Origin of the sequence: Turicibacter faecis, assembly GCF_037076425.1 — a bacterium.
Classification (GTDB): Bacteria; Bacillota_I; Bacilli_A; order MOL361; family Turicibacteraceae; genus Turicibacter; species Turicibacter faecis.
Genome location: NZ_AP028127.1, coordinates 2,067,062 through 2,092,379, shown reverse-complemented (window position 1 = coordinate 2,092,379; position 25,318 = coordinate 2,067,062). Strand labels below are relative to the sequence as shown.

The following is a 25,318-nucleotide window of genomic DNA, read 5'->3' as shown; positions in this document are numbered from 1 at the left end:
GGCAAAAACGAGCGATTATCACAGGCAGAAAGTGAAAAGAACTGAGGAATCACGAAGGTGATGAACAGTTATTGAACTTTACCACTGTGATGCGAGAGTTGCCGGACAAGAAGAAGTAAGCAGAAGATATCTAGTTTTGTGAGATTGATGAAATCTGACAGAAGGTCTAGTGATAAGGGCAAGGAGGGCACACCTGTTCCCATACCGAACACAGAAGTTAAGCTCCTTAGCGCCGAGGGTAGTACGCAAGTGCGAGAGTAGGACGTCGCTAGGCCATAAATAAAAAGCCTCAATAGCTCAGTTGGTTAGAGCACTTGACTGTTAATCAAGGGGTCCTAGGTTCGAGTCCTAGTTGGGGCGCCATTAAAAAATGGCCCGTTGGTGAAGCGGTTTAACACACATGCCTTTCACGCATGCATACACGGGTTCGAATCCCGTACGGGTCACCATTAAAAATAAAAGTGGAGGATTAGCTCAGCTGGGAGAGCATCTGCCTTACAAGCAGAGGGTCGGCGGTTCGAGCCCGTCATCCTCCACCATAAAGAGCCGGAATAGCTCAATTGGTAGAGCAACTGACTTGTAATCAGTAGGTTGCGGGTTCAAGTCCTGCTTCCGGCACCATATAACAAAAGAATACGGTGGGGTAGCGAAGTGGCTAAACGCGGCGGACTGTAAATCCGCTCTCTGAGAGTTCGGCGGTTCGAATCCGTCCCCCACCACCACTTAAGAATGGGCTATAGCCAAGCGGTAAGGCAACGGACTTTGACTCCGTCATGCGCTGGTTCGAATCCAGCTAGCCCAGCCAATGATGTCCTGCTAGCTCAGTTGGTAGAGCATCTGACTTTTAATCAGAGGGTCAGAGGTTCGAGTCCTCTGCAGGACACCATTTTGAAAAAGGCGCGTGCCTGAAATAACGATATGCCTGGGTGGCGGAACTGGTAGACGCACAGGACTTAAAATCCTGCGGGTGGTGACACCCGTGCCGGTTCGATTCCGGCCCTAGGCACCAACTAAATAGCGCCCATAGCTCAATTGGATAGAGCGTTTGACTACGGATCAAAAGGTTAGGGGTTCGACTCCTCTTGGGCGCGCCATAAAAAACGGGAAGTGGCTCAGCTTGGTAGAGCACCTGGTTTGGGACCAGGGGGTCGCAGGTTCGAATCCTGTCTTCCCGACCATTAAAAAAGAAAAAGAGAATGGGGACTTAGCTCAGCTGGGAGAGCGCCTGCCTTGCACGCAGGAGGTCAGGGGTTCGATCCCCCTAGTCTCCACCAATTAAATAAGTATCATGTTAGTATCATGGCGGAGTAGCTCAACTGGCTAGAGCGTACGGTTCATACCCGTGAGGTTGGGGGTTCGAGTCCCTCCTCCGCTACCAAAAATAGGACCGGACCCTTAGCTCAGTTGGTTAGAGCTATCGGCTCATAACCGATCGGTCGTAGGTTCGAGTCCTACAGGGTCCACCACTTTTCATACATTATTCGGAGGAATACCCAAGTCCGGCTGAAGGGATCGGTCTTGAAAACCGACAGGGCGTGAAAGCGTCGCGGGGGTTCGAATCCCTCTTCCTCCGCCATATTAAAATAAATAAACATCGCGGGGTGGAGCAGTTGGTAGCTCGTCGGGCTCATAACCCGAAGGTCGCAGGTTCAAGTCCTGTCCCCGCAACCAAAAGGTCCAGTGGTGTAGCGGTTAACATGCCTGCCTGTCACGCAGGAGATCGCGGGTTCGATTCCCGTCTGGACCGCCATTTAAATAATAAATAAAAGGCTTGGTAGCTCAGTCGGTAGAGCAAAGGACTGAAAATCCTTGTGTCGGCGGTTCGATTCCGTCCCAAGCCACCATGATGGAGGATTAGCTCAGCTGGGAGAGCATCTGCCTTACAAGCAGAGGGTCGGCGGTTCGAGCCCGTCATCCTCCACCATAAAAGTCCTGCTAGCTCAGTTGGTAGAGCATCTGACTTTTAATCAGAGGGTCAGAGGTTCGAGTCCTCTGCAGGACACCATTCATAATGCGGGTGTGGCGGAATTGGCAGACGCGCTAGATTTAGGCTCTAGTACCTTTGGTGTGCAGGTTCAACTCCTGTCACCCGCACCATTATAGTAAAATAAGGTAATCTTTATTATAGTATTATCTTTTTTTATTTTAGAGAATAAATACCATTGCATATAAAAGAAACTGGTTATAAACCAGTTTTTTTTATATGCTTTTTTAGTATATATCATCATGGTTTAACTCTAGTAAATAGAAATCACAATCTATACTGTGAATAAAGGAGGCTGCCTTATATAAAAAAGGGTTCTTTGTCAAATAGTGTGGGTGAATAAAATCTATACATATAATCGGGAGGAATTAGGCTATTCTTTAGATGGTTTGATTCCTCTTCTTTTTTTGTTCAAAAGTGTATTTATGAATAATCAAAATTCTTGCTTTGAAATGGTAGAAACTACGGTATCCAAAAGCGATTCGCTTAATGACTTTGATATTGTTGTTAATTCCTTCGAGTACTCCATTGGTATAAGGAGTTTCAATTGTATTTTTGACATAGTCTTGATAATGAGTGAGTGTTTTTAAAGCTGTTTTCATTTCGTGTGAAAGCAGATCAGAGGGGTGTTGAATGGCATGATGAAATATTTCAAGGTTACGAAGTTTAATAGCCTGTTGGACAGTTTGGTAGAAATCATAAGTCTCCTTTAGTTCAGGGTCTAGGGCTAATAAAAAGTCAATAATTTCTTGTTGAGAGATCATCTTTTTGAAGCAGTTGGAATAGAAGTAATGAGTGGCATTAAGATCTTCTTGGGCTTTTAAGAGAAGTCGCCAATAATGTTTGAATTTATTATAAAACTCTTTATTTTGATTCATGAAACGAATGCGTGTTTTATTAAGAGCACGAGAGACTAGTTGAACGATATGAAATTTATCTAAAACAATCTTAGCCTTAGGGAATACCTCTTTAATGAGTGTCATATAAGGGGCGTACATGTCAATGACGACGTGGGTTACACCTTCACGAGCTGCTTTAGAAAATCGCATAAAATAAGTCCTTAGTGTACTTAAGCGACGGTCTTCAACGATATCAATTAGCTTTCCATTGGACGCATCACAAAAAATGAAGGACATTGCTCCGTTCCCTACCAATGGAGGATACATGCTTCGCATGGCAGGTGACCCTTGGCCGATTTAACCGACTTAAACTCGTCAAAACAAAGAACTTTTGGGAGAGAATTAAAGGGAAGCGGCTGTTCTTCATAGGAAGAATGAATGACGCGGTTAACGGTTGAATGAGAAACGTTAAGCTCACGTGCAATATCTGTTTCGGATTTCTTATGACTAGCTTCTAAAAAGATGGCTTGTTTTACGGGAGTGGAAATAAAACAATTAGGGTTAACAAGAGATGTTTCTAGGGTAAATGTTCGGTCACAATGACGGCATTTATAACGTTGTTTTTTTAAGTCTAGATAAGCATCAAATCCGGAAATTTTGACTAGCTTAATACGTGAAGTTTTGAAGCCGTGTTTAATGATATTTGAGTCAAAAGAATGACCACAGTGGTAGCAATGAGTCGGTTGAAAAGAAAGAGTCCCTAAAATAAGTTTAGAACGAACATTCTTAATCTGAGTTTCCTGGATACAATTTTCTGAAAAAGTAATATTTTTATCTTTTAAATCAAGTAAAGTTGAGATACAATTAGTATGAGACATAAAACCAATCCTTTCGTGTTGTTTTAGCCGATTACATTGTATAGGATTTTGGGGACTATGTCTCTTTTTTTTGTCTCAATATTTATGGCAATCAAAAAGGTGTGAGTAATCCCACCCACACCAAAAATTATAGAACCTAAAAAAGATAAGTTTTTAAAACACTCAATAAAAGTTAGATTATTGTAAAAGTCTTTTCTAATCCTATACCAGTGTATAACCCAAAAGATCAGAATTGATTTATATCGTCTAGGGGGTCAGGATTATATGAAGATACAGTTCTGTTTCGGAATAATGTCTTTGATTAAATCACGCGTATTAGAATGCAAAGCTTTTTTCTTCTTGTAAGTCCTCTCAAAAATAAGGGTTAATTTTTATTTAATTAATTGAGGCGAGTATGATGCTAGTCATGAAAAGTAGTATATAATATATACATTTAAGTAATAATATGTAGGATTTCTTTTTTCATCACATTGTTATGATAAAATTTATTATATTACTTTGATTAACTTAAAATTTAATATTATTTGTATTGACTTTCTTTTATTTTAACTATATAATGATATTAGTAATTATTACTGATAATAAAGGAGGAAATAAGAATGTCTTTAATCAATACTCAAGTTAAAGAATTTGCAGTACAAGCATATCATAATGGGGAATTCAAAGAGGTAACTTCTGAATCAATTAAAGGAAAATGGTCAGTATTTTTCTTCTATCCAGCAGACTTTACATTTGTATGTCCAACTGAATTAGGAGATTTAGCAGATAGCTATGCTAAATTCCAAGAAATCGGATGTGAAATTTATTCAGTATCAACAGATACTCATTTCGTACATAAAGCATGGGCAGATGCTACAGAAACAATCGGTAAAATTAAATACCCTATGTTAGCTGACCCAACAGGAACTTTAACTCGTAACTTTGAAGTTATGATCGAAGAAGAAGGATTAGCATTACGTGGAAGCTTTGTAGTAAATCCAGAAGGTGTAATCAAAGCGTATGAAATCCATGACAATGGAATTGGACGTAACGCGGAAGAGTTATTACGTAAAGTTCAAGCTGCTCAATTCGTTGCTGAACATGGTGATCAAGTATGTCCTGCAAAATGGCAACCAGGTGCAGAAACATTAACTCCAAGCTTAGACTTAGTAGGTAAATTATAAGATATAATTTCAAAATAAAAAGAGAGCATTATGCTCTCTTTTTATTTTGAAAATTAATATATAATGAATAAGATGACTAAATTTTCTTGTTATACGTTAGTGTGTTTAAGTTTAGAGTTGATAAAGAGAATCGTAACATAATATATAATTACGATAATTTAATTTTTATTTTTATAACAATTGATACTTAATCTTGTTATAATGTTAGGTGTAATTATTTTATTTCGGAGGATGAATTTGTGAAACGTTTGGATATATATTTAATTATTGCAGTTGTTGCAATTACCAGTTTTTTGTTTATACAATTTACATTACAATCAGAGGATAATCAGGAAGTGATCATTTCCGTAAAGGGAGAAGAATATGGTCGTTTTAAGCTAGATGGCAAACACACTGTTTTAGATATTGAAACAGAATTGGGATATAATAAGGTCATTCTAGATGATAATGGAGTTCGTATTGAAGAGGCTGACTGTCCTGATCATGATTGTGTAGAAATTGGTTTTATTCATCGTTCGGGTCAAAGTATTATCTGTGCACCGCATCAATTAGTAATAGAGATTGTAGGGAGTAGCGATGCAGATTTAGATGGAATTTCGATTTAGGGACATATATCTTAACATGAATAAAGGGCGGTGTATTAGGTGAACAATGTTGTCAAATTAGAAAATGTATGTTTTGGTTATGAGGACGGCAATGAAGTATTAAAGAATTTTAATTTAACTATTAATGAGGGGGAGTTTGTTACTATTTTAGGCCATAATGGATCAGGTAAATCGACACTATCTAAATTATTGGTAGGATTACATGAGATTCAAGGGGGGAAAATAATAATTGATGGACAGCCCTTAACGGAAAGTAGTGTTTTTGATATTCGTCAAAAGGTTGGGATTGTTTTTCAAAACCCAGATAATCAATTTGTTGGTTGTACGGTCCGTGATGATATCGCATTTGGGTTAGAAAATAAATGTGTACCCTATGAGGAAATGGACAATTTGGTTAACAAATATGCTCAAGAGGTAGGTATGGGGGACTTTTTAAATTTTGAACCGCATTATTTGAGCGGGGGGGAAAAACAGAGGGTAGCTATTGCAGGGGTTTTAGCATTAGGGGCTAAAATTATTATTTTAGATGAAGCGACAGCAATGTTAGATCCTCAAGGACGTGAGGATATGATGAAATTGATTCACGAATTAGTAAAGAATCGTGATAAGACGATAATTATGATTACTCACTATTTAGACGAGGCTATTCATAGCGATCGGATCATTGTCATGAATGAAGGAAAAATAATTTTAGAAGGGAAACCTAAGGACGTATTTAAGGAAAAGGAACTATTAGAGTCGGTTAAGTTAGACGTTCCGTTTGCAGTAAAGGTATCTTATGAGTTAACAAAAAGGGGAGTTTTGAGCGAGATTGTTACAAGTGATGAGGAGTTGATGAATGAGTTATGCAAATTAAATTTGAATCTGTAAATCATATATACAATGCAAATACTCCTATGGAGCGTAGAGCGTTATATAATATTGAATTTGATGTACCTAAGGGACAATTTTTAGCTATTATTGGACATACAGGATCAGGAAAATCGACACTTATTCAACACATGAATGGGTTATTAAAACCTAGCAGTGGAAACATCAAGGTCGGGGATAAAGTTATTAAATCTGATGACAAGAATAGAGACTTAAGGGAAATAAGGCAGCATGTAGGTTTGGTTTTTCAGTTTCCAGAGTATCAGTTATTTGAAGAAACAATTGAACGGGATATTATATTTGGTCCGATGAACTATGGGGTATCTGAGGAAGAAGCTATACGACGTGCTCATGATGTTATACAGATGGTTGGACTAGATATAGAGATGTTAGGGAGGTCGCCGTTTAATTTGAGTGGCGGACAAATGCGGCGAGTGGCCATTGCTGGAATACTTGCCATGGATCCAGATATCCTAGTTCTAGATGAACCTACTGCTGGGCTTGATCCACGAGGGCAATTTGAGATAATGGAGATGTTTTATAAATTGAACAAAGAATATGGGAAAACAATTGTATTAGTTACCCATGATATGGATTTGGTTGCAAAATATGCGGAAGAGGTAATCGTTATGAATAAGGGGGTACTAACGATAAAAGGTACTCCAAAAAATGTTTTTAAACAAGTGGATTTATTAAGAACGTGTGGAATAACGTTACCTATTCCATCCCAAAATTATTATAAATTATTAGAGCGCTTGAATGTAGATGTAGATAATTTACCATTAACTGAAGAAGAGTTTATTGGACAAGTTGAAAGCTTGTTAGGTGGGGGGGAATAGTTGTTGAATAGTATTGTGATAGGGAGGTATTTCCCCGGATATTCATTGTGGCATAGACTAGATGCTCGTTCTAAAATTTTAGCTACTTCATTTTTCGTCCTTTCATGTTTTTTTACAGATAACTGGTTATTTATGATTTTATTGTGTGGTTTAGAGTTATTGGTCATGAGGTTAACAAAAATACCAATAAATTACTTTATTAAAAGTTTAAAACCAATTATTTTCTTTATTGTATTGACATTTTTTTTACAAGTATTTTTTAATCATCAAGGAAATGTTATATTTTCATTAGGGCCGCTTAAGATTTATGATAAAGGGTTGAATCTAGGTCTTTATATGAGTATAAGATTAATAATTGTAGTAATTATTTCAACTCTTTTAACTTTAACTACGCGACCGTCTGATTTAACCTTAGCCTTAGAATCATTATTTAAGCCGTTAGGAAGGATTGGAATTCCCGTAGCCGAAATTGCATTAATGATTTCGATTGCTTTAAGGTTTATCCCTACTTTATTTGAGGAGACACAAAAGATATTAAAAGCACAGGCATCACGAGGTGTAGATATTAGTGAAGGAAACTTTAAAGATAAAGTAATACAATTAATTTCTTTATTGGTACCCTTATTTATCTTATCGTTTAAACGAGCTGATGAATTGGCAAATGCTATGGAAGTGAGAGGGTATGTTCCGGGTCGTCCACGTACGAGCATTAATCAATTAAGATGGAGGATACCGGATACAATATTAATTTTAATTTCTATTGGTTTATTTTTAGGAGCAATTATTTTTTAAGGTGGAATTTTATGAAGAGAATTAAATGCACAGTATCTTATGATGGTACGTTATTTAATGGTTATCAGAGACAACCAGGACAAAGGACGGTACAAGGTGAGATTGAATCAGCTCTTAATAAGATCTGTAAACAATCAGTAACAATTCATAGTTCCGGAAGAACCGATGCAGGGGTTCATGCTTATGGACAAGTTTTTCATTTTGATAGTGATCTTAGCATGGATGGGGGGCGTTACGCTAAAGCGTTGAACTCGATTTTACCTGAAGATATTTATGTATTAGATAGTCAGGAGGTTCATCCAGATTTCCATTCTCGTTACCACGGTAAGGTAAAGGAGTATAGATATAAGATGTCTTTAAACGAATATAATCCGTTAAACCGTCATTATGTCTATTATCATCGCCGTCCACTAGATGTGGAGAGAATGAGAGAGGCCATGGGATATTTATTGGGAACACATGATTTTACTTCTTTTTGTGGAAATTTGGACGAGGTAAATAAAGAGCGAACAATTTATAAAGCAGAGCTATTAGATGATGAGGGTGAGCTAACCTTTATCTTTGTTGGTAATGGTTTTTTACGCTATATGATTCGTATTATGGTTGGGACAATGATTCAAGTTGGTGAGGGACGTAAACTTCCAAACGATATAAAACATATCCTAAGCATGAAGGATCGTCGTTTAGCTGGTCATACGGCAAAGCCACAGGGACTTTATTTACACCGTGTTGAGTATCCGGAGGAGGTTTTAGTTGTTCCGTCGAAAAAAATAGAATAAAAATTATCTAAGTAGAAAAATGTATGAGATGTCGATAAATAGGGTAAAATGAAAACATAAATATTAGGTCTTTGTTTGTTTATCAAAGAGTTTATGTTATAATTTATAGTAGATAGGGTGAGAAAAGGGGAGCAACGAGTTATTTGTTGAATTATACAGGAGGCAAATATGGCACTAAAATTCATAAATAAATTATTTAGTCGGCAAAATCATCCGACTCAAAGCATGATTCAACCGAACGATGCTTTAAATCTAGAGGATTTATCGAAATATATGCAAGTCATTACAAATAAAGAGACGACAGGATACAAGGGGTTAAGAAGAGCATTTGAGGAAAAATTACCTGTTCAATTGACAGTAGCTGATGATAATGGTGATTCATTTGAAGTTGCAGGAACGATTTCTCATTATGATGAGCATTACGAACAACTCTTGGTTATTACGGACTCTACATTAAAACGGGTAGTATTTAATCAAATTTTAGATGTTAAAATTTCAGAAGAATAGTTAGTGGTTATCCTTATTCGCTAACTATTCTAAAGATAAAAAAGGAGTTCATAGGTTACATGACTCTTTTTTTTTATCATTATAGGGGAGTAAAAGAAGAGAGGAAGACGCGAATGTTTATTCAAAAGGGGATTTAGGACTGTAAAAAGTAGGATTAAATGAAAAGGAAAATAAAGCGGTTACGACGAATATTAGATGGTTCATTAATTTTTTAATAAAAAGCGTTCATTTTAAGAAAGAGACAAATTTCTTTAAAATTATAGTCATCTATGAGATAATGTTGATTGATATTTATTCATTTAGAAAAGGAGCATAGACGATGAGCGGATTATTTATTACGTTAGAAGGCGGGGAAGGTGCCGGAAAGACTACAGTTGCATATTCAGTAATTGAAAAATTATCTTCGGTTGGAATCAAGGCTATTTATACACGCGAGCCTGGGGGAATTAAAATTGCTGAAAAAATTCGTGAGATTATTTTAGATCCTAATCATACGGAGATGGATTGTCGTACAGAGGCTTTACTTTACGCTGCTGCGCGTCGTCAACATCTGGTAGAAAAGGTTAAACCGGCAATGGAAAATGGATATGTTGTATTATGCGATCGTTTTGTGGATAGTTCTATTGTATATCAGGGGTATGCACGTGGAATAGGTATGGAAGAAGTACTTAAAATGAATGAGTTTGCAATTGAAGGGTTTATGCCTAATTTAACTATATTCTTTGATATTGAGCCAGAAGAAGGACTAAAACGTATTGCTAGAAACCATCAAAGAGAGGTTAATCGTTTGGATTTAGAAGACTTATCGTTTCACCGACTAGTTTATAATGGGTATAAAAAACGGGCGGTAATGGATTCGAATCGTATCGTATCAATAGATGCTACGCAGTCAGTTGATGAAGTATCCAATGAGGTATTTAATTTAATTATTGGACAGCTGAAAGATTAGATAAATTCACATGAAAAGGGATGGTCTCTGTGCATGGATGGGAAAGATTTTTAGAGGATCAATCAAAGATAACGCGTTTTATTGTTAATAGTTATCTAAAAAATCGTCTGGTACATGCATACATTTTAGAAGGGGCAAAAGGGATAGGAAAGTTGTCGTTCGCTAAAAATTTTGCTAAAATGTTATTATGTGAATCAGATGATAGAATTTGTGGTAGTTGTAGAAGCTGCCAATTGATTGAAAGCGAAAAACATGTGAATGTTTACATGATTCGTCCTGAGGGAAATAGTATAAAGAAGGAACAAATACAGGCTTTACAAGCTGAGTTTTCGAAGAAGGCTGCGGAAAATGCTCCTAAGGTATATATTATTGAAGATGCTGAAAAAATGTCCGTTAGTGCCGCGAATAGTTTATTGAAGTTTTTAGAGGAGCCGATGAAAAACACTTATGCGCTTTTATTAACGGAGAATAAGGAGATGCTCTTACCGACTATACGTTCGAGAGCCGTCGTTTTAACATTTACGCCAATGTCGCGCGAAAAATTGATTGAACAGTATAAATCTGTCGGAATTCACCAATACGCATCTATTTTGGCCTCGTTAACTCAAAGTTTGAATGAAGGGATTAGATGGTCCGAATCTGAACAATTCAGTTCTGTCGTTAGTCTTGTTCTAAAAACTGAAGAGTGCCTTTTAAAGATGAAGATGGATCCCTCGATTATATTGATTCAAAATCCAGAGATATTTAAGAATAGAGAATTTCAATTACTATATTTAAATCTTTTAATCATTTATTATAAGGATGTATTAAAAATCAAGCTAGGCAAGAATGATGACTTATCATTTGAAGCCTATAAGACATCCTTATGTGAGAGTTCCGAGGTAAACACGATAAGCGACTGTTTAAGAAAGATACAGATTATTTTAGATACAGAGAAACGATTAAGAGCAAATGCGAATGTAGTGCTTTGCTTTGATCAATTATTTTTGAGAATGAAGGGAGGAATTGAAGGATGCAATATGCCGTAGTAGGAGTACAGTTTAAACAAGTAGGAAAGAAATATTTTTTTGATCCTAATGGATTCTCTCCACAAAAAGGGGATTACGTATTGGTTGAGACTATCCGCGGAATGGAATTTGGAACAGTGGTGATTGAACCAAGGCTGGTTGATGAAGAGGATGTATTTTTACCTTTAAAACCTGTATTACGAATTGCAACCGAAGAGGATATTCAAAAACATAAACAGAATAAGGCGGATGAATCTTATGCGATGGAGGTTTGTAATCAATTGATTACAAAGAATAAGCTAGAAATGCAACTCTTAGGGTGCGAGTATACGTTTGATCGCACAAAGTTAATTTTTTATTTTACAGCTGAGGGAAGAGTCGACTTTAGACAATTAGTGAAGGATTTGGCCTATACATTTCGTTTGCGGATTGAACTTCGTCAAATTGGTGTGCGTGATGCCGCGAAAATGATTGGAGGACTAGGACCTTGTGGTCGTGTTTTATGTTGTACATCCTTTTTAGGTGAATTTGCGACGGTGACTATCAAAATGGCTAAAAATCAACAGTTATCGCTTAATCCATCTAAGATTTCAGGTATCTGCGGAAAACTTCTATGTTGCCTAAAGTATGAGAATGAAACTTATGTTGAATTAATGAAAAGATTACCTGATGTAGGAAATAGAGTTTTAACGGAGCTAGGCGAGGGACGAGTACGTTCTATTAATATGATTGCCGAAACTGTTATTGTGGAATATAAAGATACAATTAGAAAGCATGATGCATCAGAAATATTAAAAATATTAGATCGCAAAGTAAAGAAAGATGATCATAAAATTGATCCAGAATTAAAACAGTTAATGGATTAAGTTGGCTATGTAATGTAAGAAAAAGATTTAGATGAAGGGCTTATCGAGGGGGAAATTCTTCTATAGAATAGAGAATTTCCCTTTATAAGTATAATAAATATGTTGGAGGGTATTTAAGATGTCAGGTAAAGAGTACTTGTTAAAAGAAAATGAAGTTTTAAATGATTTATTAGGGTACGATGGTTTAAAGATTATCCAACATCCTGAAATGTTTAATTTTTCATTAGATTCGACCCTTTTAGGAAATTATGCCACATTAAATAAAAATGCTCATAAGGTTGTTGATTTGTGCACAGGTAATGCCCCGATTCCTTTATTTTTATCCCTTCGTAATTCAAACATTAAAATTATAGGGGTTGAAATTCAGGATGTTTCCCACGATTTAGCTAGTCGTAATGTGGCCGTTAACGGTTTAGAGAATCAAATTGAAATTATAAAAGGTGATTTAAAAGGGATTAATGAGAAAATCGGAAGATTTTCTTATGATGTTGTAACGTGTAATCCTCCTTATTTTAAGGTCAATCCCGATAGTAATTTGAATAAAAATGATTACTTAACTATTGCCCGTCATGAGGTATTAGCCACACTCGATGATGTAGTGAAGGAGGCCTCATTGTTGCTTAAACAAGGGGGGAGATTTGCAATGGTTCATCGCCCAGATAGATTGATTGATATTATAGAAACATTTAGAAAATATAAAATTGAACCCAAACGAATGAGATTAGTATATCCGCGTATTCATCGGGAAGCAAACGTACTTTTAATCGAGGGAATTAAAGGGGGAAAGGCCGGAAACCTTCGAATTGAAAATCCTTTATTCGTTTATGAAAATGAAACAAGTGTTAATTACAGTCAAGAAATTTTAGATTTATTTATGTTGGGTAAGAAAGAAGAGGCGTCTCAATAAAGGGCGCTTCTTTTTTATGGTAAAAAATTAGTTATAAACTCTTAATAGATGGATAAACTATCAGTAGGTGATAGAATGTGAAACGATCAATTGCATTAATAACTTTAGCCATAATAACATTTCTCGTTTACTGTTTAAGCTTTTACTATTCATCCGTTGTGGATAGCGTTGCGATTGCGACGGGGAGCCTGGTTTATATAGGGCTTTCTGTACTCTCTATATTAGTCTGGTTAATTATCTTTATTTATTCTGATTCAAAAAACAAACTTCCGTGGTTATTTGTAATCGCGTTATTTCCCGTGTTAGGTTTAATTCTATATATAATGGTCGGAAATGGATTTAGAGAGACTTATAGGTACCATCGACGAATGAAACAATTGGGGGATGACTACCTTAGTCCGGTTTGTGATTTTGACCATTCACAAGTTAAAACGGTGTTGAGCGATGAAGCTTGCAGACTTGTTAAACTAAATAAAATGACTGCTATAAATGATATTTCCTTTCGTTCTAAAACACGTATTCTTACAAATGGAGAGCAAAAATTTCCCGTTTTATTAGAGGCGATTAAAAATGCCCAACAGTTTATTTTCTTAGAATATTATATTTTTCATAGCGATGAGATGGGAATGCGTGTTGTTAATGCACTAATTGATAGAGCTCAGGCCGGGGTAGAGGTGAGAGTTTTAATTGATGCTATGGGTTCTTCAAAGAGAATGTCGCAGTCAACCATCTCGTTAATGAGACGGTCTGGAATTAAATTTGCAGAATTTGATCCTGTGTGGATCCCAATTTTATCGAATAAAATAAATCACCGGAATCATCGAAAAATATTAGTAGTTGATGGAAAGGTGGCAATTACTGGCGGAATTAACATTGGGGATGAATATATCCACCGTTCGGTTAAGTTTGGATTTTGGAGAGATACATCCATTTTAATAGAGGGAGAAGCAGTGCATGATTTTTCTGTTTTATTTGCAGGTGATTGGTTCTTTGCAACAGGGGAACGCCTAGAAGATGAACGTTATTTTTATTTTACTAAATGTGAGGAGGATGGCGGCGTCCAGGTCGTGGATTCTGGTCCAACATCAGCCATCGCACCCATAAAGCAAACTATTTTTCGGATGATTATGGATGCTAATCAAAGTATCTATATGATTACTCCCTATTTAATTCCTGACTTTGATGTCATTATGGCTTTAAAAAATGCTGCCTTATCGGGGATTGATGTCAGAATTATTGTTCCTGGAAGACCGGATAAGAAATTTGTCTATTATGCTACACAATCTTACTTTGAAGCATTGTTAGCTGTAGGGGTTCGTATTTATACTTATGATGGTGTATTTTGTCATGCTAAAGTCGTCATTGTAGATGGGAAAATAGCAACGGTTGGAACGGCTAATTTAGATATTAGAAGTTTTTATTTAAATTTCGAGGTGAATGTGATGCTATATGAAACGCAATCTATTCAATCTCTATTGAATGATTTTAATATTGACTTTTCTCGATCAACTGAAATAATTTATCAGGATTGGAAAAATAGATCGATTAAAGATCGGACGTTACAATCTTTAGCGCAGTTGTTTTCCGCAGTTATGTAGAAAGGATGAGGTTTAAATGATAGCAAATACCCATCGATTAATTGGAGAATTTCTGTATAATCAGTTATCTCCTACTAATCAAAATCATATTCATAAAGAATGGTTCATGTATGGAAATATTAAACCTGATATTAGTCAGAAATACTTAAGGATGAGCCATTATTATCGGGATAATAGGGAAATTATTTTTTCCATGCTCAATCATTTACTGACACATCCGGTTAGTGTGAAACATTTTTCTGAACATTTGGGGGTCATTATTCACTTTTTCTGTGATTACGCGTGTGTTTACCATGCAAACGACTATTTATATGAACATCATTCATTAGCAAAACATATAAAATACGAAGTTAAATTACACCGATATGCCAAAATTAAATTTCAAAAAATGGATCCCGTAAAAGCTATTCCTTTCAAGGATGTTCAAGAGATTCAGTACTATGTTTCTGAGTTAACTCGTGGTATGAATGAGGTTCCGTTAATAAGGAGTGTATCGCAAGATTTCGAAGATATGGTGGTACTTGCTTTATCAGTGATGCAATATGTGATAACACACTTTGAATTTAATAAATTACTCGTGACTGATTATCCAAAAAGGAGTAAAATTTAGTATAATAGAAAGTATTAATTAATAGATGGAGTGACTTATATGGAGATTCAAAAAAGCTTTAAACAAGAGGGTGCGAGTTTATACTTAGTAGCGACCCCTATTGGAAACTTAGGAGATATGACCCCTCGTTGTATTGAAACATTAAAATCTGTAGATTTAATTGCGGCAGAAGATACGAGACATACTAAAAAATTATGTCATGCTTTTGAAATTGAGACTCCTTTAACTAGTTATCATGAACATAATAAGGATTCGAAAGGCAACCAAATAATCGCATTACTCGAAGAGGGGAAAAATATAGCCCTGGTGAGTGATGCGGGATTGCCATGTATTTCGGATCCAGGTTATGAAATTGTTGCAGACGCGATTAAGGCAGGTTACGCTGTTGTTCCTATTCCTGGTGCAAATGCAGCCTTGTCCGCACTAATTGCTTCGGGTCTCGTTCCCCAACCCTTTCTTTTTTATGGGTTTTTAAACCGCGTTAAATCAAAGAAGAAAAAGGAATTAGAGGATTTAAAATATCAACCTTTTACAACAATCTATTACGAATCGCCACATCGTATTAAGGAAACTCTTCAAGTTATGTTAGAGATTCTTGGAAATCGACGTGTTGTGATTGCCCGAGAGTTAACTAAGCAGTATGAGGAGTTTATTCGTGGAACTATACAAGAAATTCTTGAGGTGGCGGATGAATTACGTGGCGAGATGGTTGTTATTGTTGAAGGAACGACCGAGAAGAAAGAAGAGGTTGTCTGGTGGCAAGATTTAGATATCATTGAGCACGTAAATTACTACATTGAACAGGGCCATAGTCCTAATGAAAGTATTAAACGTGTTGCTAAAGAACGTAAACTAGCAAAAAATGAAGTTTATCGTACATTTCATATAAATTAGTACAGTGATTAGGGGAGAGGTGAAGCGTATGCAAGAGTTTTATCGTGATACATGGGCGGAGATCGATTTAGACGCTATCGCTTATAATGTAAAACAAATTAAAAGAATACATCCGACAAAATCACTTTTTGTTGTTGTAAAGGCAAACGGATATGGTCACGGGGATGTAGAAGTGTCTAAAGTAGCAATAGAGGCAGGAGCAAATTGTCTAGCAGTTAGTGGATTAGATGAGGCATTACGTCTACGTCAATCAGGAATTGAAGTCCCAATCTTAGTCCTGGGAATGACTCGCCTAAAAGATGTTCCATTGGCAGCCCGCCATAATATCTCATTGACCGCTCATGATAAAATGTGGATTAACCAATTAGTACAATTGCCATTAAAGGAAAAGATTAAGGTTCATTTAAAAGTTGATAGTGGGATGCATCGGCTAGGGTTGATGGATAGTGATCAAGTTAAAGAATGTTATGAGGACCTTTGTCGAGCTTCAATGGTTGAGATTGAAGGTATATTTACGCATATGGCGACAGCGGATTGTGATAGCGAGTATTTAGATTACCAAATCCGTCAGTTTAGGCATCTCATCAAGGAATTAGATTTAACGGGTGTCAAATACGTTCATTTAGAAAATACTGCAACACTATTACAAAAAGAATTTCAATTTGATCACGGAATTCGTTTGGGTCTAGGGCTTTATGGTATTAATCCGGATGAAGACTTCATTCCAATTTCATTTGACCTAAAACCTGCCTTAAAATTATTTTCTAATGTTGTACAAGTAAAAAAAATTAAAAAGGGAGATAAGGTAGGCTATGGTGCGACCTATGAGGCTTCTGAGGACGAATGGATTGGTGTAGTTCCTATTGGATATGCCGATGGATGGATTAGACTACATCAGGGAAGAAATGTGATTGTTAATGGAGTTGAGTGCGAAATAGTTGGTCGGGTGTGTATGGACCAGATGATGATTCGTTTGCCGAATCCTATTCCAATGGGAACAGTTGTCACCCTAATTGGTGAAGGAATGCCTGTAGAGCGTGTCGCACGAGAAATTGGAACGATTAGTTATGAAATCTTATGTTTAATTAGTGATCGCGTTCCTCGAGTTTATAAGAAGGATGGTAAAATTATAGCCGTAAAAAAAATGAGATTTGAATAGAATCTATCGAAAAATTAGCTGTTCCCTATACACAACCAAAAGACAATGAAGTATAGAAGAAAGTTTTTTTATGGTCTTAAAATTTTGTCTTTTATGATTGAAACTCAGGATGGATATTGTGGCGGTTTAATCCGAGAGTGGCATTACATGAAATATAAAAGCATTGATCATTGTATATTTTAGTGGGGGATAATTTATGAAAAACGGGAAATAGGTAGATTAGAAGGGGTTATTAAGGATTTCATTTATCCATAAAAAAACTGACTTGTTAGATTGTTTGAATGACGAATCCATACAAGTCAGTTTTTTTTATGTAATAGTGAGCTTGAGTTTAAAAGAAAGACAACTATATCAGTTTTTATATGAATGATCATATTCCAATTATTTTATTTTTGGATAAGTTAATGAAAGAGGGGGATATTTTGAGTGTATCTAGATATCTTTCTTTTTTCATATAGTTATCTTACTTTAGTGATAAACGTTTATAGATTTGTGGCAAATTATTCAGAGTGGCATTAATTTTATAAGATGCATTTTCTTTATGGATATGAGCGGTTAATAAATTATCTTCAAAGTGATAATTTTCAATTTCATAACCCTCACAATGAATATCATAAAGAAGTTGGCTGAAGGGATAGTTTTTTAAATCCTTCTTATGAAAATAATAAATATAGGGCTGGTTGACGACGAGTCTTTCGGTACGTTTAAGTTGTTTGAGGTTGTGAATTGTATTTAGTCGGCGCTGAGCAATATATTTATTGGGGTAAAAAAGGGCAGCGGCAATCTCACTGCTGATGGGCAAATGTGCAAGACAATATTCAATGAGGGTAATATCTCTTTGGGTAAGTTGTCCTTTTACATTTTTCATATTAATTCCTCCCTAACAAGAAAAAGTGTACCAAATAACTTATGTCGAAGTGTAGTAAAACTATTTTTTCGTATGTATACTTAAAATAATATGTTAATGTATAGGAGGAATTCATGGAAAATTTACAAAAAATGCTAGTGATTTCTCGAATATTGGGGATTTATTTTTACGCATATAAAATTAATCTCATAGGGAATATTACTTATCCTTCACTTTAATGTCTAAATATGTTTGAAGTATGCTATAATATAGGCATTAAAAATTTAAAGAGGTGAAGTTAGTGAGTAAGCCGACATTTTATATTACAACACCAATTTATTATCCAAGCGGGAGATTTCATATCGGGACAGCCTATACAACTGTGGCTTCTGACGCAATGGCTCGCTATAAACGTGCCCGTGGATTTGACGTGCGTTTCTTAACGGGAATGGATGAACACGGACAAAAAATACAAGAAAAAGCAATGGAAGCGGGGAAAGATCCACAACTTTATGTAGATGAAATTGCTGATGCCGCTAAAAAATTATGGGAAATGATGGATATTACAAATGATGATTTTATCCGTACGACAGAAAAGCGTCATGAAGAAATTGTAGAGAAAATCTTTTCGATATTCATGGAAAATGGTGATATCTATAAAGGAAACTATGAGGGACTTTATTGTACACCATGTGAGGCCTACTTTACACCGACACAACTTGTAGATGGAAAGTGTCCAGACTGTGGACGTGAGGTGAAAGTTGTTAAGGAGGAATCATATTTCTTTAATATGCAAAAATATGCTCCTCGTTTAATGGAATATTACAATGAAAATCCAGACTTTATCTTACCAGAATCGCGTAAAAATGAAATGGTTAATAACTTTATTAAACCGGGATTACAAGATTTATCGGTATCACGTACTACATTTGATTGGGGGGTAAAAGTTCCAGGCGATCCAAAGCATGTAATATATGTTTGGGTGGATGCCCTATCAAACTATATTACTTCTCTGGGTTATGGTTCGGATAATGAAGAATTATTTAATAAATATTGGCCAGCCGATGTTCACGTAGTAGGTAAAGATATTGTTCGCTTCCATACAATTTATTGGCCTATCTTTTTAATGGCGTTAGGACTGCCATTACCGAAAAAAATCTTTGCTCATGGATTTATTATGATGAAAGACGGAAAAATGTCTAAATCAAAGGGTAATGTCGTTTATCCAGAAATGTTAATTGAACGATACGGTTTAGATGCTGTGCGTTATTTCTTATTACGTGAACTACCATTTGGTCAGGATGGTGTATTTTCACCAGAATCTTTTGTTGAGCGTGTTAACTTTGACTTAGCGAACGACTTAGGAAATTTATTAAATCGTACTGTTTCGATGATAAACAAGTATTTTGACGGGGTTATTCCAACGTACAAGGGACAAGTTGCTGAGTTTGATCAGACATTGGAAGAGTTCGTTAATACTACAGTAACAAAGGTAGAAGAAAATTTTGAGGAAATGCAATTTAGTGCGGTATTATCTGATATCTGGTCATTAGTAGCACGTACAAATAAATATATAGATGAAACTGCCCCGTGGGTATTAGCAAAGGAAGAGGCTAATACTGATAAATTAGCTTCTGTGATGCTTCATTTAGTGGAAAGTTTACGCCAGATTGCTATTATGATTGAACCATTTATGCCGCGTACAACTCCACAAATTTTTGCACAATTAGGAATTCATCAACAAGACGTTATGAATTGGAATAGTTTAAAGCAGTTTAATAAATTGTCAGAGGGAACAAAAGTTGTTTCTAAAGGGACACCGATTTTCCCACGTTTGGAGGTAGAAGTAGAAGTGGAATATATTAAAGAACAGATGTCAAAATCAGTTGCGACGAATACTGAAAAAGCAGCAGAGACAAAAAATGAACAACCTAAAGAAGAAAAGGCGCTAATTGGTATTGAAGATTTTACAAAAGTTGAGATTAAAATCGGACAAATTAAAGAATGTAAACAACATCCTAAAGCTGATCGTCTATTAGTTTCACAAATCGATTTAGGAACAGAGGTTCGTCAAATCGTTTCGGGAATTGCTGAACACTATAAACCGGAACAATTAGTAGGTCGTAAGGTATTGGTTGTAACAAATCTAAAACCTGTAAAACTTCGTGGTGAATTATCAGAGGGAATGGTTTTAGCCGCTTCAAATGATGGGTTATTAACATTACCTACGATTATGGATGAATTACCAAACGGGTCATTAGTTAAATAGGAATGAAAAAAGAATCTGTGCCTAAGGTATAGATTCTTTTTTTATATAAGAAATATAAGTATGGGGAGGGCCAACTCTTAAAACTATACTGATTAGGCGAATAGTTTAGAAAATTAATATAAAATATTTGACAATATTGTATTGGAGTGGTATTATAAATGAGTCGCCAAAAGGGCGATGGAAAAGAAAACAAAAAAAGTTAAAAAGTGTTTGACAGAAACGGTTGAACATGATAAACTAGAAAAGTCGCCAAGAGAGGCAGACAAGAAATCTTACAAAAAAGATAAAAAACATTTGACAGAAAAAGTCGAATGTGGTAAGATAAAGAAGTCGCCAAAAGGCGAGAGAAGTTCTTTGAAAACTAAACAGAACGTCAAGAATCATGAGCGAAAGAAATTTCGCAAGCTAAGGAAACAAACAATTATGGAGAGTTTGATCCTGGCTCAGGATGAACGCTGGCGGCGTGCCTAATACATGCAAGTCGAGCGAACCACTTCGGTGGGAAGCGGCGAACGGGTGAGTAACACGTAGGTGATCTGCCCATCAGACGGGGACAACGATTGGAAACGATCGCTAATACCGGATAGGACGAAAGTTTAAAGATGCTCCTGGCATCACTGATGGATGAGCCTGCGGCGCATTAGCTAGTTGGTGGGGTAAAGGCCTACCAAGGCGACGATGCGTAGCCGACCTGAGAGGGTGAACGGCCACACTGGGACTGAGACACGGCCCAGACTCCTACGGGAGGCAGCAGTAGGGAATCTTCGGCAATGGGCGAAAGCCTGACCGAGCAACGCCGCGTGAATGAAGAAGGCCTTCGGGTTGTAAAATTCTGTTATAAGGGAAGAAAGGTGATAGGAGGAAATGACTATCAATTGACGGTACCTTATGAGAAAGCCACGGCTAACTACGTGCCAGCAGCCGCGGTAATACGTAGGTGGCAAGCGTTATCCGGAATTATTGGGCGTAAAGAGCGCGCAGGTGGTTAATTAAGTCTGATGTGAAAGCCCACGGCTTAACCGTGGAGGGTCATTGGAAACTGGTTGACTTGAGTGCAGAAGAGGGAAGTGGAATTCCATGTGTAGCGGTGAAATGCGTAGAGATATGGAGGAACACCAGTGGCGAAGGCGGCTTCCTGGTCTGCAACTGACACTGAGGCGCGAAAGCGTGGGGAGCAAACAGGATTAGATACCCTGGTAGTCCACGCCGTAAACGATGAGTGCTAAGTGTTGGGGGTCGAACCTCAGTGCTGAAGTTAACGCATTAAGCACTCCGCCTGGGGAGTACGGTCGCAAGACTGAAACTCAAAGGAATTGACGGGGACCCGCACAAGCGGTGGAGCATGTGGTTTAATTCGAAGCAACGCGAAGAACCTTACCAGGTCTTGACATACCATTGACGCCTCTAGAGATAGAGGGTTTCCTTCGGGGACAATGGATACAGGTGGTGCATGGTTGTCGTCAGCTCGTGTCGTGAGATGTTGGGTTAAGTCCCGCAACGAGCGCAACCCCTGTCGTTAGTTGCCAGCAGTAAGATGGGGACTCTAACGAGACTGCCAGTGACAAACTGGAGGAAGGTGGGGATGACGTCAAATCATCATGCCCCTTATGACCTGGGCTACACACGTGCTACAATGGTTGGTACAAAGAGAAGCGAAGCGGTGACGTGGAGCAAACCTCATAAAGCCAATCTCAGTTCGGATTGTAGGCTGCAACTCGCCTACATGAAGTTGGAATCGCTAGTAATCGCGAATCAGAATGTCGCGGTGAATACGTTCCCGGGTCTTGTACACACCGCCCGTCACACCACGAGAGTTTACAACACCCGAAGTCAGTGGCCTAACCGCAAGGAGGGAGCTGCCTAAGGTGGGGTAGATGATTGGGGTGAAGTCGTAACAAGGTATCCCTACCGGAAGGTGGGGATGGATCACCTCCTTTCTATGGAGAAAGAGACGTTCTGTTTAGTTTTGGGAGAATTTCGATTTTCCTAGAATTGATCTTTGAAAACTAGATATCTTCTGAAGAAGAAAAGTTAAGTAATAAAGGGCGCACGGAGGATGCCTAGGCACTAGGAGTCGAAGAAGGACGCGACAAACGGCGAAACGCCTCGGGGAGCTGTAAGTAAGCAAAGAGCCGGGGATATCCGAATGGGGAAACCCGCTAGTGGTCATACGCTAGCACCGTATGGTGAATCAATAGCCATAGAGGAGACAGACCCAGGGAACTGAAACATCTAAGTACCTGGAGGAAAAGAAAGAAACATCGATTCCCCAAGTAGCGGCGAGCGAACAGGGAGGAGCCCAAACCGGAGTAATCCGGGGTAGAAGGACCTTCAGAAATGACTGAACATGATAGCCGAATGGTCTGGGAAGGCCAACCGGAGGGGGTGAGAGTCCCGTAGGTGAAATTGTGTGAAGCAGGGAAGGGATCCTGAGTACGGCGGGACACGAGAAATCCCGTCGGAAGCAACGAGGACCATCTCGTAAGGCTAAATACTACCTAGTGACCGATAGTGAACCAGTACCGTGAGGGAAAGGTGAAAAGAACCCCGGAAGGGGAGTGAAAGAGAACCTGAAACCGTGTGCCTACAACTAGTCAGAGCCCGTTAAAGGGTGATGGCGTGCCTTTTGTAGAATGAACCGGCGAGTTACGATATCGTGCAAGGTTAAGTTGAAGAGACGGAGCCGAAGCGAAAGCGAGTCTGAATAGGGCGAGGAGTACGATGTTGTAGACCCGAAACCGTGTGAGCTAGCCATGAGCAGGCTGAAGGTCAGGTAACACTGACTGGAGGGCCGAACCAGGGCACGTTGAAAAGTGCTTGGATGACTTGTGGCTAGGGGTGAAATTCCAATCGAACACGGATATAGCTGGTTCTCTCCGAAATAGCTTTAGGGCTAGCCTCGATAAGAGTCTACTGGAGGTAGAGCACTGAATGGGTGACTGGCCCCACCTCGGGGTACTGATCTCAATCAAACTCCGAATGCCAGATAGATATGATCGGGAGTCAGACTGTGGGTGATAAGGTCCATGGTCAAAAGGGAAAGAGCCCAGACCGCCAGCTGAGGCCTCCAAGTGTCCGTTAAGTGGAAAAGGATGTGGAGATGCACAGACAACTAGGAGGTTGGCTTAGAAGCAGCCATCCTTTAAAGAGTGCGTAATAGCTCACTAGTCGAGTGACTCTGCGCCGAAAATGTACCGGGGCTAAACGGACCGCCGAAGCTGCGGATTGACACGAAGTGTCAGTGGTAGGAGAGCGTTCTAACAGCGGAGAAGCAGTACCGGAAGGAGCTGTGGAGCGGTTAGAAGTGAGAATGCCGGTGTGAGTAGCGAAAGATAGGTGAGAATCCTATCCATCGAAAGCCTAAGGTTTCCAGGGGAAGGCTCGTCCGCCCTGGGTAAGTCGGGACCTAAGGTGAGGCCGAAAGGCGTAGCCGATGGACAACAGGTAGAGATTCCTGTACCACTTAATAAACTGAAGGAGTGACGGAGAAGGCTAAGTTGAGCGTGTGAATGGATTCACGTGTAAGCAGTGAGGTGGTCATGTAGGCAAATCCGCATGGCGAAACATTGAGCTGTGATGCCGAAAGCCCGAAAGGGTGAAGTCAGCTGATGTCACGCTTCCAAGAAAAGCTTCTAGGGATAATTTATTAGGTGCCCGTACCGATAACCGACACAGGTAGGCGAGGAGAGAATCCTAAGATGAGCGAGAGAACTCTTGTTAAGGAACTCGGCAAAATGACCCCGTAACTTCGGGAGAAGGGGTGCTTGTGAAAGCAAGCCGCAGTGAAAAGGCCCAGGCGACTGTTTATCAAAAACACAGGTCTCTGCTAAACCGCAAGGTGATGTATAGGGGCTGACGCCTGCCCGGTGCTGGAAGGTTAAGAGGAGAGGTTAGCGCAAGCGAAGCTTTGAATTGAAGCCCCAGTAAACGGTGGCCGTAACTATAACGGTCCTAAGGTAGCGAAATTCCTTGTCGGGTAAGTTCCGACCCGCACGAAAGGCGTAACGATCTGGGCGCTGTCTCAACAAGAGACTCGGTGAAATCATAGTACCTGTGAAGATGCAGGTTACCCGCGACAGGACGGAAAGACCCCGTGGAGCTTTACTGTAGCTTGATATTGAGCACTGGTGACACATGTACAGGATAGGTAGGAGACGAAGAGACCAGGACGCCAGTCTTGGAGGAGTCGCTGTTGGGATACTACCCTTGTGTTACTGGGGTTCTAACCCGTGGCCATGAGCTGGTCAGGGGACAGTGTCAGGTGGGCAGTTTGACTGGGGCGGTCGCCTCCCAAAGAGTAACGGAGGCGCCCAAAGGTTCCCTCAGAATGGTTGGAAATCATTCGAAGAGTGTAAAGGCAGAAGGGAGCTTGACTGCGAGACCAACAAGTCGAGCAGGGACGAAAGTCGGGCTTAGTGATCCGGCGGTACCGAATGGAAGGGCCGTCGCTCAACGGATAAAAGCTACCCCGGGGATAACAGGCTGATCTCCCCCAAGAGTTCACATCGACGGGGAGGTTTGGCACCTCGATGTCGGCTCATCGCATCCTGGGGCTGTAGTCGGTCCCAAGGGTTGGGCTGTTCGCCCATTAAAGCGGTACGCGAGCTGGGTTCAGAACGTCGTGAGACAGTTCGGTCCCTATCCGTCGTGGGCGTAGGAAATTTGAGAGGAGCTGTCCTTAGTACGAGAGGACCGGGATGGACACACCGCTGGTGTACCAGTTGTTCTGCCAGGAGCATAGCTGGGTAGCTACGTGTGGAAGGGATAAACGCTGAAAGCATCTAAGCGTGAAGCCCCCCTCAAGATGAGATTTCCCATTCGAAAGAAGTAAGATCCCTTGAAGACGACGAGGTAGATAGGTCAGGAGTGGAAGTTTGGTGACAGATGAAGCGGACTGATACTAATCGATCGAGGACTTAACTAATAAGGAAGTAAGCAGAAGATATCTAGTTTTGT

Annotated in this window: 19 protein-coding genes, 20 tRNA genes and 3 rRNA genes; 39 read left to right on the top strand and 3 right to left on the bottom strand. The window is 38.8% G+C overall.

Going from position 1 to position 25,318, the window contains the following annotated elements; genetic code table 11:
• Positions 1–165: 165 nt before the first annotated feature.
• From rrf to AACH31_RS10145, 21 genes are all read left to right on the top strand, one after another.
• A 5S ribosomal RNA gene (gene rrf / locus AACH31_RS10245) occupies positions 166–274 on the top strand.
• Positions 275–286: 12 nt separating this feature from the next.
• A tRNA-Asn gene (locus tag AACH31_RS10240) sits at positions 287–363 on the top strand.
• 9 nt (positions 364–372) lie between these two features.
• A tRNA-Glu gene (locus AACH31_RS10235) sits at positions 373–449 on the top strand.
• A gap of 14 nt (positions 450–463) precedes the next feature.
• A tRNA-Val gene (locus tag AACH31_RS10230) sits at positions 464–539 on the top strand.
• Between the two features lie 6 nt (positions 540–545).
• Positions 546–621: transfer RNA gene (locus tag AACH31_RS10225), tRNA-Thr, on the top strand.
• Between the two features lie 16 nt (positions 622–637).
• A tRNA-Tyr gene (locus AACH31_RS10220) sits at positions 638–722 on the top strand.
• Positions 723–730: 8 nt separating this feature from the next.
• Positions 731–805: transfer RNA gene (locus tag AACH31_RS10215), tRNA-Gln, on the top strand.
• Positions 806–810: 5 nt separating this feature from the next.
• Positions 811–886 (top strand) — tRNA-Lys (locus tag AACH31_RS10210).
• A gap of 34 nt (positions 887–920) precedes the next feature.
• A tRNA-Leu gene (locus AACH31_RS10205) sits at positions 921–1,009 on the top strand.
• Positions 1,010–1,017: 8 nt separating this feature from the next.
• Positions 1,018–1,094: transfer RNA gene (locus tag AACH31_RS10200), tRNA-Arg, on the top strand.
• Positions 1,095–1,101: 7 nt separating this feature from the next.
• Positions 1,102–1,178 (top strand) — tRNA-Pro (locus tag AACH31_RS10195).
• A 20-nt stretch (positions 1,179–1,198) separates the two neighbouring features.
• Positions 1,199–1,274, top strand: a tRNA-Ala gene (locus tag AACH31_RS10190).
• 27 nt (positions 1,275–1,301) lie between these two features.
• Positions 1,302–1,378: transfer RNA gene (locus tag AACH31_RS10185), tRNA-Met, on the top strand.
• Positions 1,379–1,389: 11 nt separating this feature from the next.
• Positions 1,390–1,466, top strand: a tRNA-Ile gene (locus AACH31_RS10180).
• 17 nt (positions 1,467–1,483) lie between these two features.
• Positions 1,484–1,576 (top strand) — tRNA-Ser (locus tag AACH31_RS10175).
• Between the two features lie 19 nt (positions 1,577–1,595).
• Positions 1,596–1,671: transfer RNA gene (locus tag AACH31_RS10170), tRNA-Met, on the top strand.
• 3 nt (positions 1,672–1,674) lie between these two features.
• A tRNA-Asp gene (locus AACH31_RS10165) sits at positions 1,675–1,750 on the top strand.
• An 18-nt stretch (positions 1,751–1,768) separates the two neighbouring features.
• Positions 1,769–1,844: transfer RNA gene (locus AACH31_RS10160), tRNA-Phe, on the top strand.
• A gap of 4 nt (positions 1,845–1,848) precedes the next feature.
• Positions 1,849–1,924: transfer RNA gene (locus AACH31_RS10155), tRNA-Val, on the top strand.
• A gap of 5 nt (positions 1,925–1,929) precedes the next feature.
• A tRNA-Lys gene (locus AACH31_RS10150) sits at positions 1,930–2,005 on the top strand.
• A gap of 8 nt (positions 2,006–2,013) precedes the next feature.
• A tRNA-Leu gene (locus tag AACH31_RS10145) sits at positions 2,014–2,097 on the top strand.
• Between the two features lie 267 nt (positions 2,098–2,364).
• Here AACH31_RS10145 and AACH31_RS10140 read toward each other — a convergent pair.
• Together AACH31_RS10140 and AACH31_RS10135 are read right to left on the bottom strand one after the other, a co-directional pair.
• Positions 2,365–3,120 carry an ISL3 family transposase gene (locus AACH31_RS10140; protein WP_338617586.1) on the bottom strand — a complete coding sequence of 252 codons (756 nt, stop codon included), beginning with the start codon at positions 3,118–3,120 and terminating at the stop codon, positions 2,365–2,367.
• Between the two features lie 11 nt (positions 3,121–3,131).
• On the bottom strand, positions 3,132–3,701 hold the full coding sequence (locus AACH31_RS10135; protein WP_338617584.1) for a transposase family protein: 570 nt from the start codon (positions 3,699–3,701) through the stop codon (positions 3,132–3,134).
• A 599-nt stretch (positions 3,702–4,300) separates the two neighbouring features.
• On the opposite strand from AACH31_RS10135, the gene ahpC reads away from it, so the two are divergent.
• From ahpC to alr, 15 genes are all read left to right on the top strand, one after another.
• Positions 4,301–4,864 (top strand): alkyl hydroperoxide reductase subunit C, encoded by a 564-nt coding sequence (gene ahpC / locus AACH31_RS10130; RefSeq protein WP_161832663.1) that lies wholly within the window; start codon positions 4,301–4,303, stop codon positions 4,862–4,864.
• A 239-nt stretch (positions 4,865–5,103) separates the two neighbouring features.
• Positions 5,104–5,469 (top strand): NusG domain II-containing protein, encoded by a 366-nt coding sequence (locus tag AACH31_RS10125; RefSeq protein WP_161832664.1) that lies wholly within the window; start codon positions 5,104–5,106, stop codon positions 5,467–5,469.
• Between the two features lie 39 nt (positions 5,470–5,508).
• Positions 5,509–6,339, top strand: a complete 831-nt coding sequence (locus tag AACH31_RS10120; RefSeq protein WP_161832665.1) for an energy-coupling factor transporter ATPase — start codon at positions 5,509–5,511, stop codon at positions 6,337–6,339.
• Positions 6,315–7,178 (top strand): energy-coupling factor ABC transporter ATP-binding protein, encoded by an 864-nt coding sequence (locus AACH31_RS10115; RefSeq protein WP_161832666.1) that lies wholly within the window; start codon positions 6,315–6,317, stop codon positions 7,176–7,178. Before AACH31_RS10120 ends, AACH31_RS10115 begins: the two co-directional genes overlap by 25 nt.
• A 3-nt stretch (positions 7,179–7,181) precedes the next feature.
• Positions 7,182–7,970 (top strand): energy-coupling factor transporter transmembrane component T family protein, encoded by a 789-nt coding sequence (locus AACH31_RS10110; RefSeq protein WP_161832667.1) that lies wholly within the window; start codon positions 7,182–7,184, stop codon positions 7,968–7,970.
• Positions 7,971–7,981: 11 nt separating this feature from the next.
• Complete coding sequence (gene truA / locus AACH31_RS10105) at positions 7,982–8,749, top strand: tRNA pseudouridine(38-40) synthase TruA (protein WP_161832668.1); 768 nt, start codon at positions 7,982–7,984, stop codon at positions 8,747–8,749.
• A gap of 168 nt (positions 8,750–8,917) precedes the next feature.
• Positions 8,918–9,256 carry a YolD-like family protein gene (locus AACH31_RS10100; RefSeq protein ID WP_161832669.1) on the top strand — a complete coding sequence of 113 codons (339 nt, stop codon included), beginning with the start codon at positions 8,918–8,920 and terminating at the stop codon, positions 9,254–9,256.
• Between the two features lie 319 nt (positions 9,257–9,575).
• Complete coding sequence (tmk, locus tag AACH31_RS10095; protein ID WP_161832670.1) at positions 9,576–10,205, top strand: dTMP kinase; 630 nt, start codon at positions 9,576–9,578, stop codon at positions 10,203–10,205.
• 29 nt (positions 10,206–10,234) lie between these two features.
• Positions 10,235–11,233, top strand: a complete 999-nt coding sequence (gene holB, locus AACH31_RS10090; protein ID WP_161832671.1) for a DNA polymerase III subunit delta' — start codon at positions 10,235–10,237, stop codon at positions 11,231–11,233.
• The gene (locus tag AACH31_RS10085) at positions 11,218–12,078 is read left to right on the top strand and encodes a PSP1 domain-containing protein (RefSeq protein WP_161832672.1); all 861 of its coding nucleotides are present in this window, start codon (positions 11,218–11,220) and stop codon (positions 12,076–12,078) included. The genes holB and AACH31_RS10085 overlap by 16 nt, the downstream gene beginning before the upstream one ends.
• A gap of 118 nt (positions 12,079–12,196) precedes the next feature.
• The gene (locus AACH31_RS10080) at positions 12,197–12,985 is read left to right on the top strand and encodes a tRNA1(Val) (adenine(37)-N6)-methyltransferase (protein ID WP_161832673.1); all 789 of its coding nucleotides are present in this window, start codon (positions 12,197–12,199) and stop codon (positions 12,983–12,985) included.
• A 77-nt stretch (positions 12,986–13,062) separates the two neighbouring features.
• Positions 13,063–14,583, top strand: a complete 1,521-nt coding sequence (cls, locus tag AACH31_RS10075) for a cardiolipin synthase (protein ID WP_262951088.1) — start codon at positions 13,063–13,065, stop codon at positions 14,581–14,583.
• A 16-nt stretch (positions 14,584–14,599) separates the two neighbouring features.
• Positions 14,600–15,193, top strand: coding sequence for a zinc dependent phospholipase C family protein (locus tag AACH31_RS10070; RefSeq protein ID WP_161832675.1), 594 nt, complete (start codon positions 14,600–14,602; stop codon positions 15,191–15,193).
• Positions 15,194–15,232: 39 nt separating this feature from the next.
• Positions 15,233–16,087 (top strand): 16S rRNA (cytidine(1402)-2'-O)-methyltransferase, encoded by an 855-nt coding sequence (rsmI, locus tag AACH31_RS10065; protein WP_161832676.1) that lies wholly within the window; start codon positions 15,233–15,235, stop codon positions 16,085–16,087.
• 28 nt (positions 16,088–16,115) lie between these two features.
• Positions 16,116–17,246 carry an alanine racemase gene (gene alr / locus AACH31_RS10060; RefSeq protein WP_161832677.1) on the top strand — a complete coding sequence of 377 codons (1,131 nt, stop codon included), beginning with the start codon at positions 16,116–16,118 and terminating at the stop codon, positions 17,244–17,246.
• 463 nt (positions 17,247–17,709) lie between these two features.
• Here alr and AACH31_RS10055 read toward each other — a convergent pair whose 3' ends face one another.
• The gene (locus AACH31_RS10055; RefSeq protein WP_161832678.1) at positions 17,710–18,114 is read right to left on the bottom strand and encodes a hypothetical protein; all 405 of its coding nucleotides are present in this window, start codon (positions 18,112–18,114) and stop codon (positions 17,710–17,712) included.
• 280 nt (positions 18,115–18,394) lie between these two features.
• Here AACH31_RS10055 and metG point away from each other — a divergent pair, with 280 nt between their 5' ends.
• The 3 genes from metG (at position 18,395) to AACH31_RS10040 (ending at position 25,286) form a co-directional block, all read left to right on the top strand.
• On the top strand, positions 18,395–20,362 hold the full coding sequence (gene metG, locus AACH31_RS10050; protein ID WP_338617578.1) for a methionine--tRNA ligase: 1,968 nt from the start codon (positions 18,395–18,397) through the stop codon (positions 20,360–20,362).
• A 420-nt stretch (positions 20,363–20,782) separates the two neighbouring features.
• Positions 20,783–22,299: ribosomal RNA gene (locus AACH31_RS10045) — 16S ribosomal RNA — on the top strand.
• Between the two features lie 92 nt (positions 22,300–22,391).
• Positions 22,392–25,286 (top strand): 23S ribosomal RNA (locus tag AACH31_RS10040).
• The 16S and 23S rRNA genes sit together here, the layout of an rRNA operon.
• Positions 25,287–25,318: the final 32 nt, after the last annotated feature.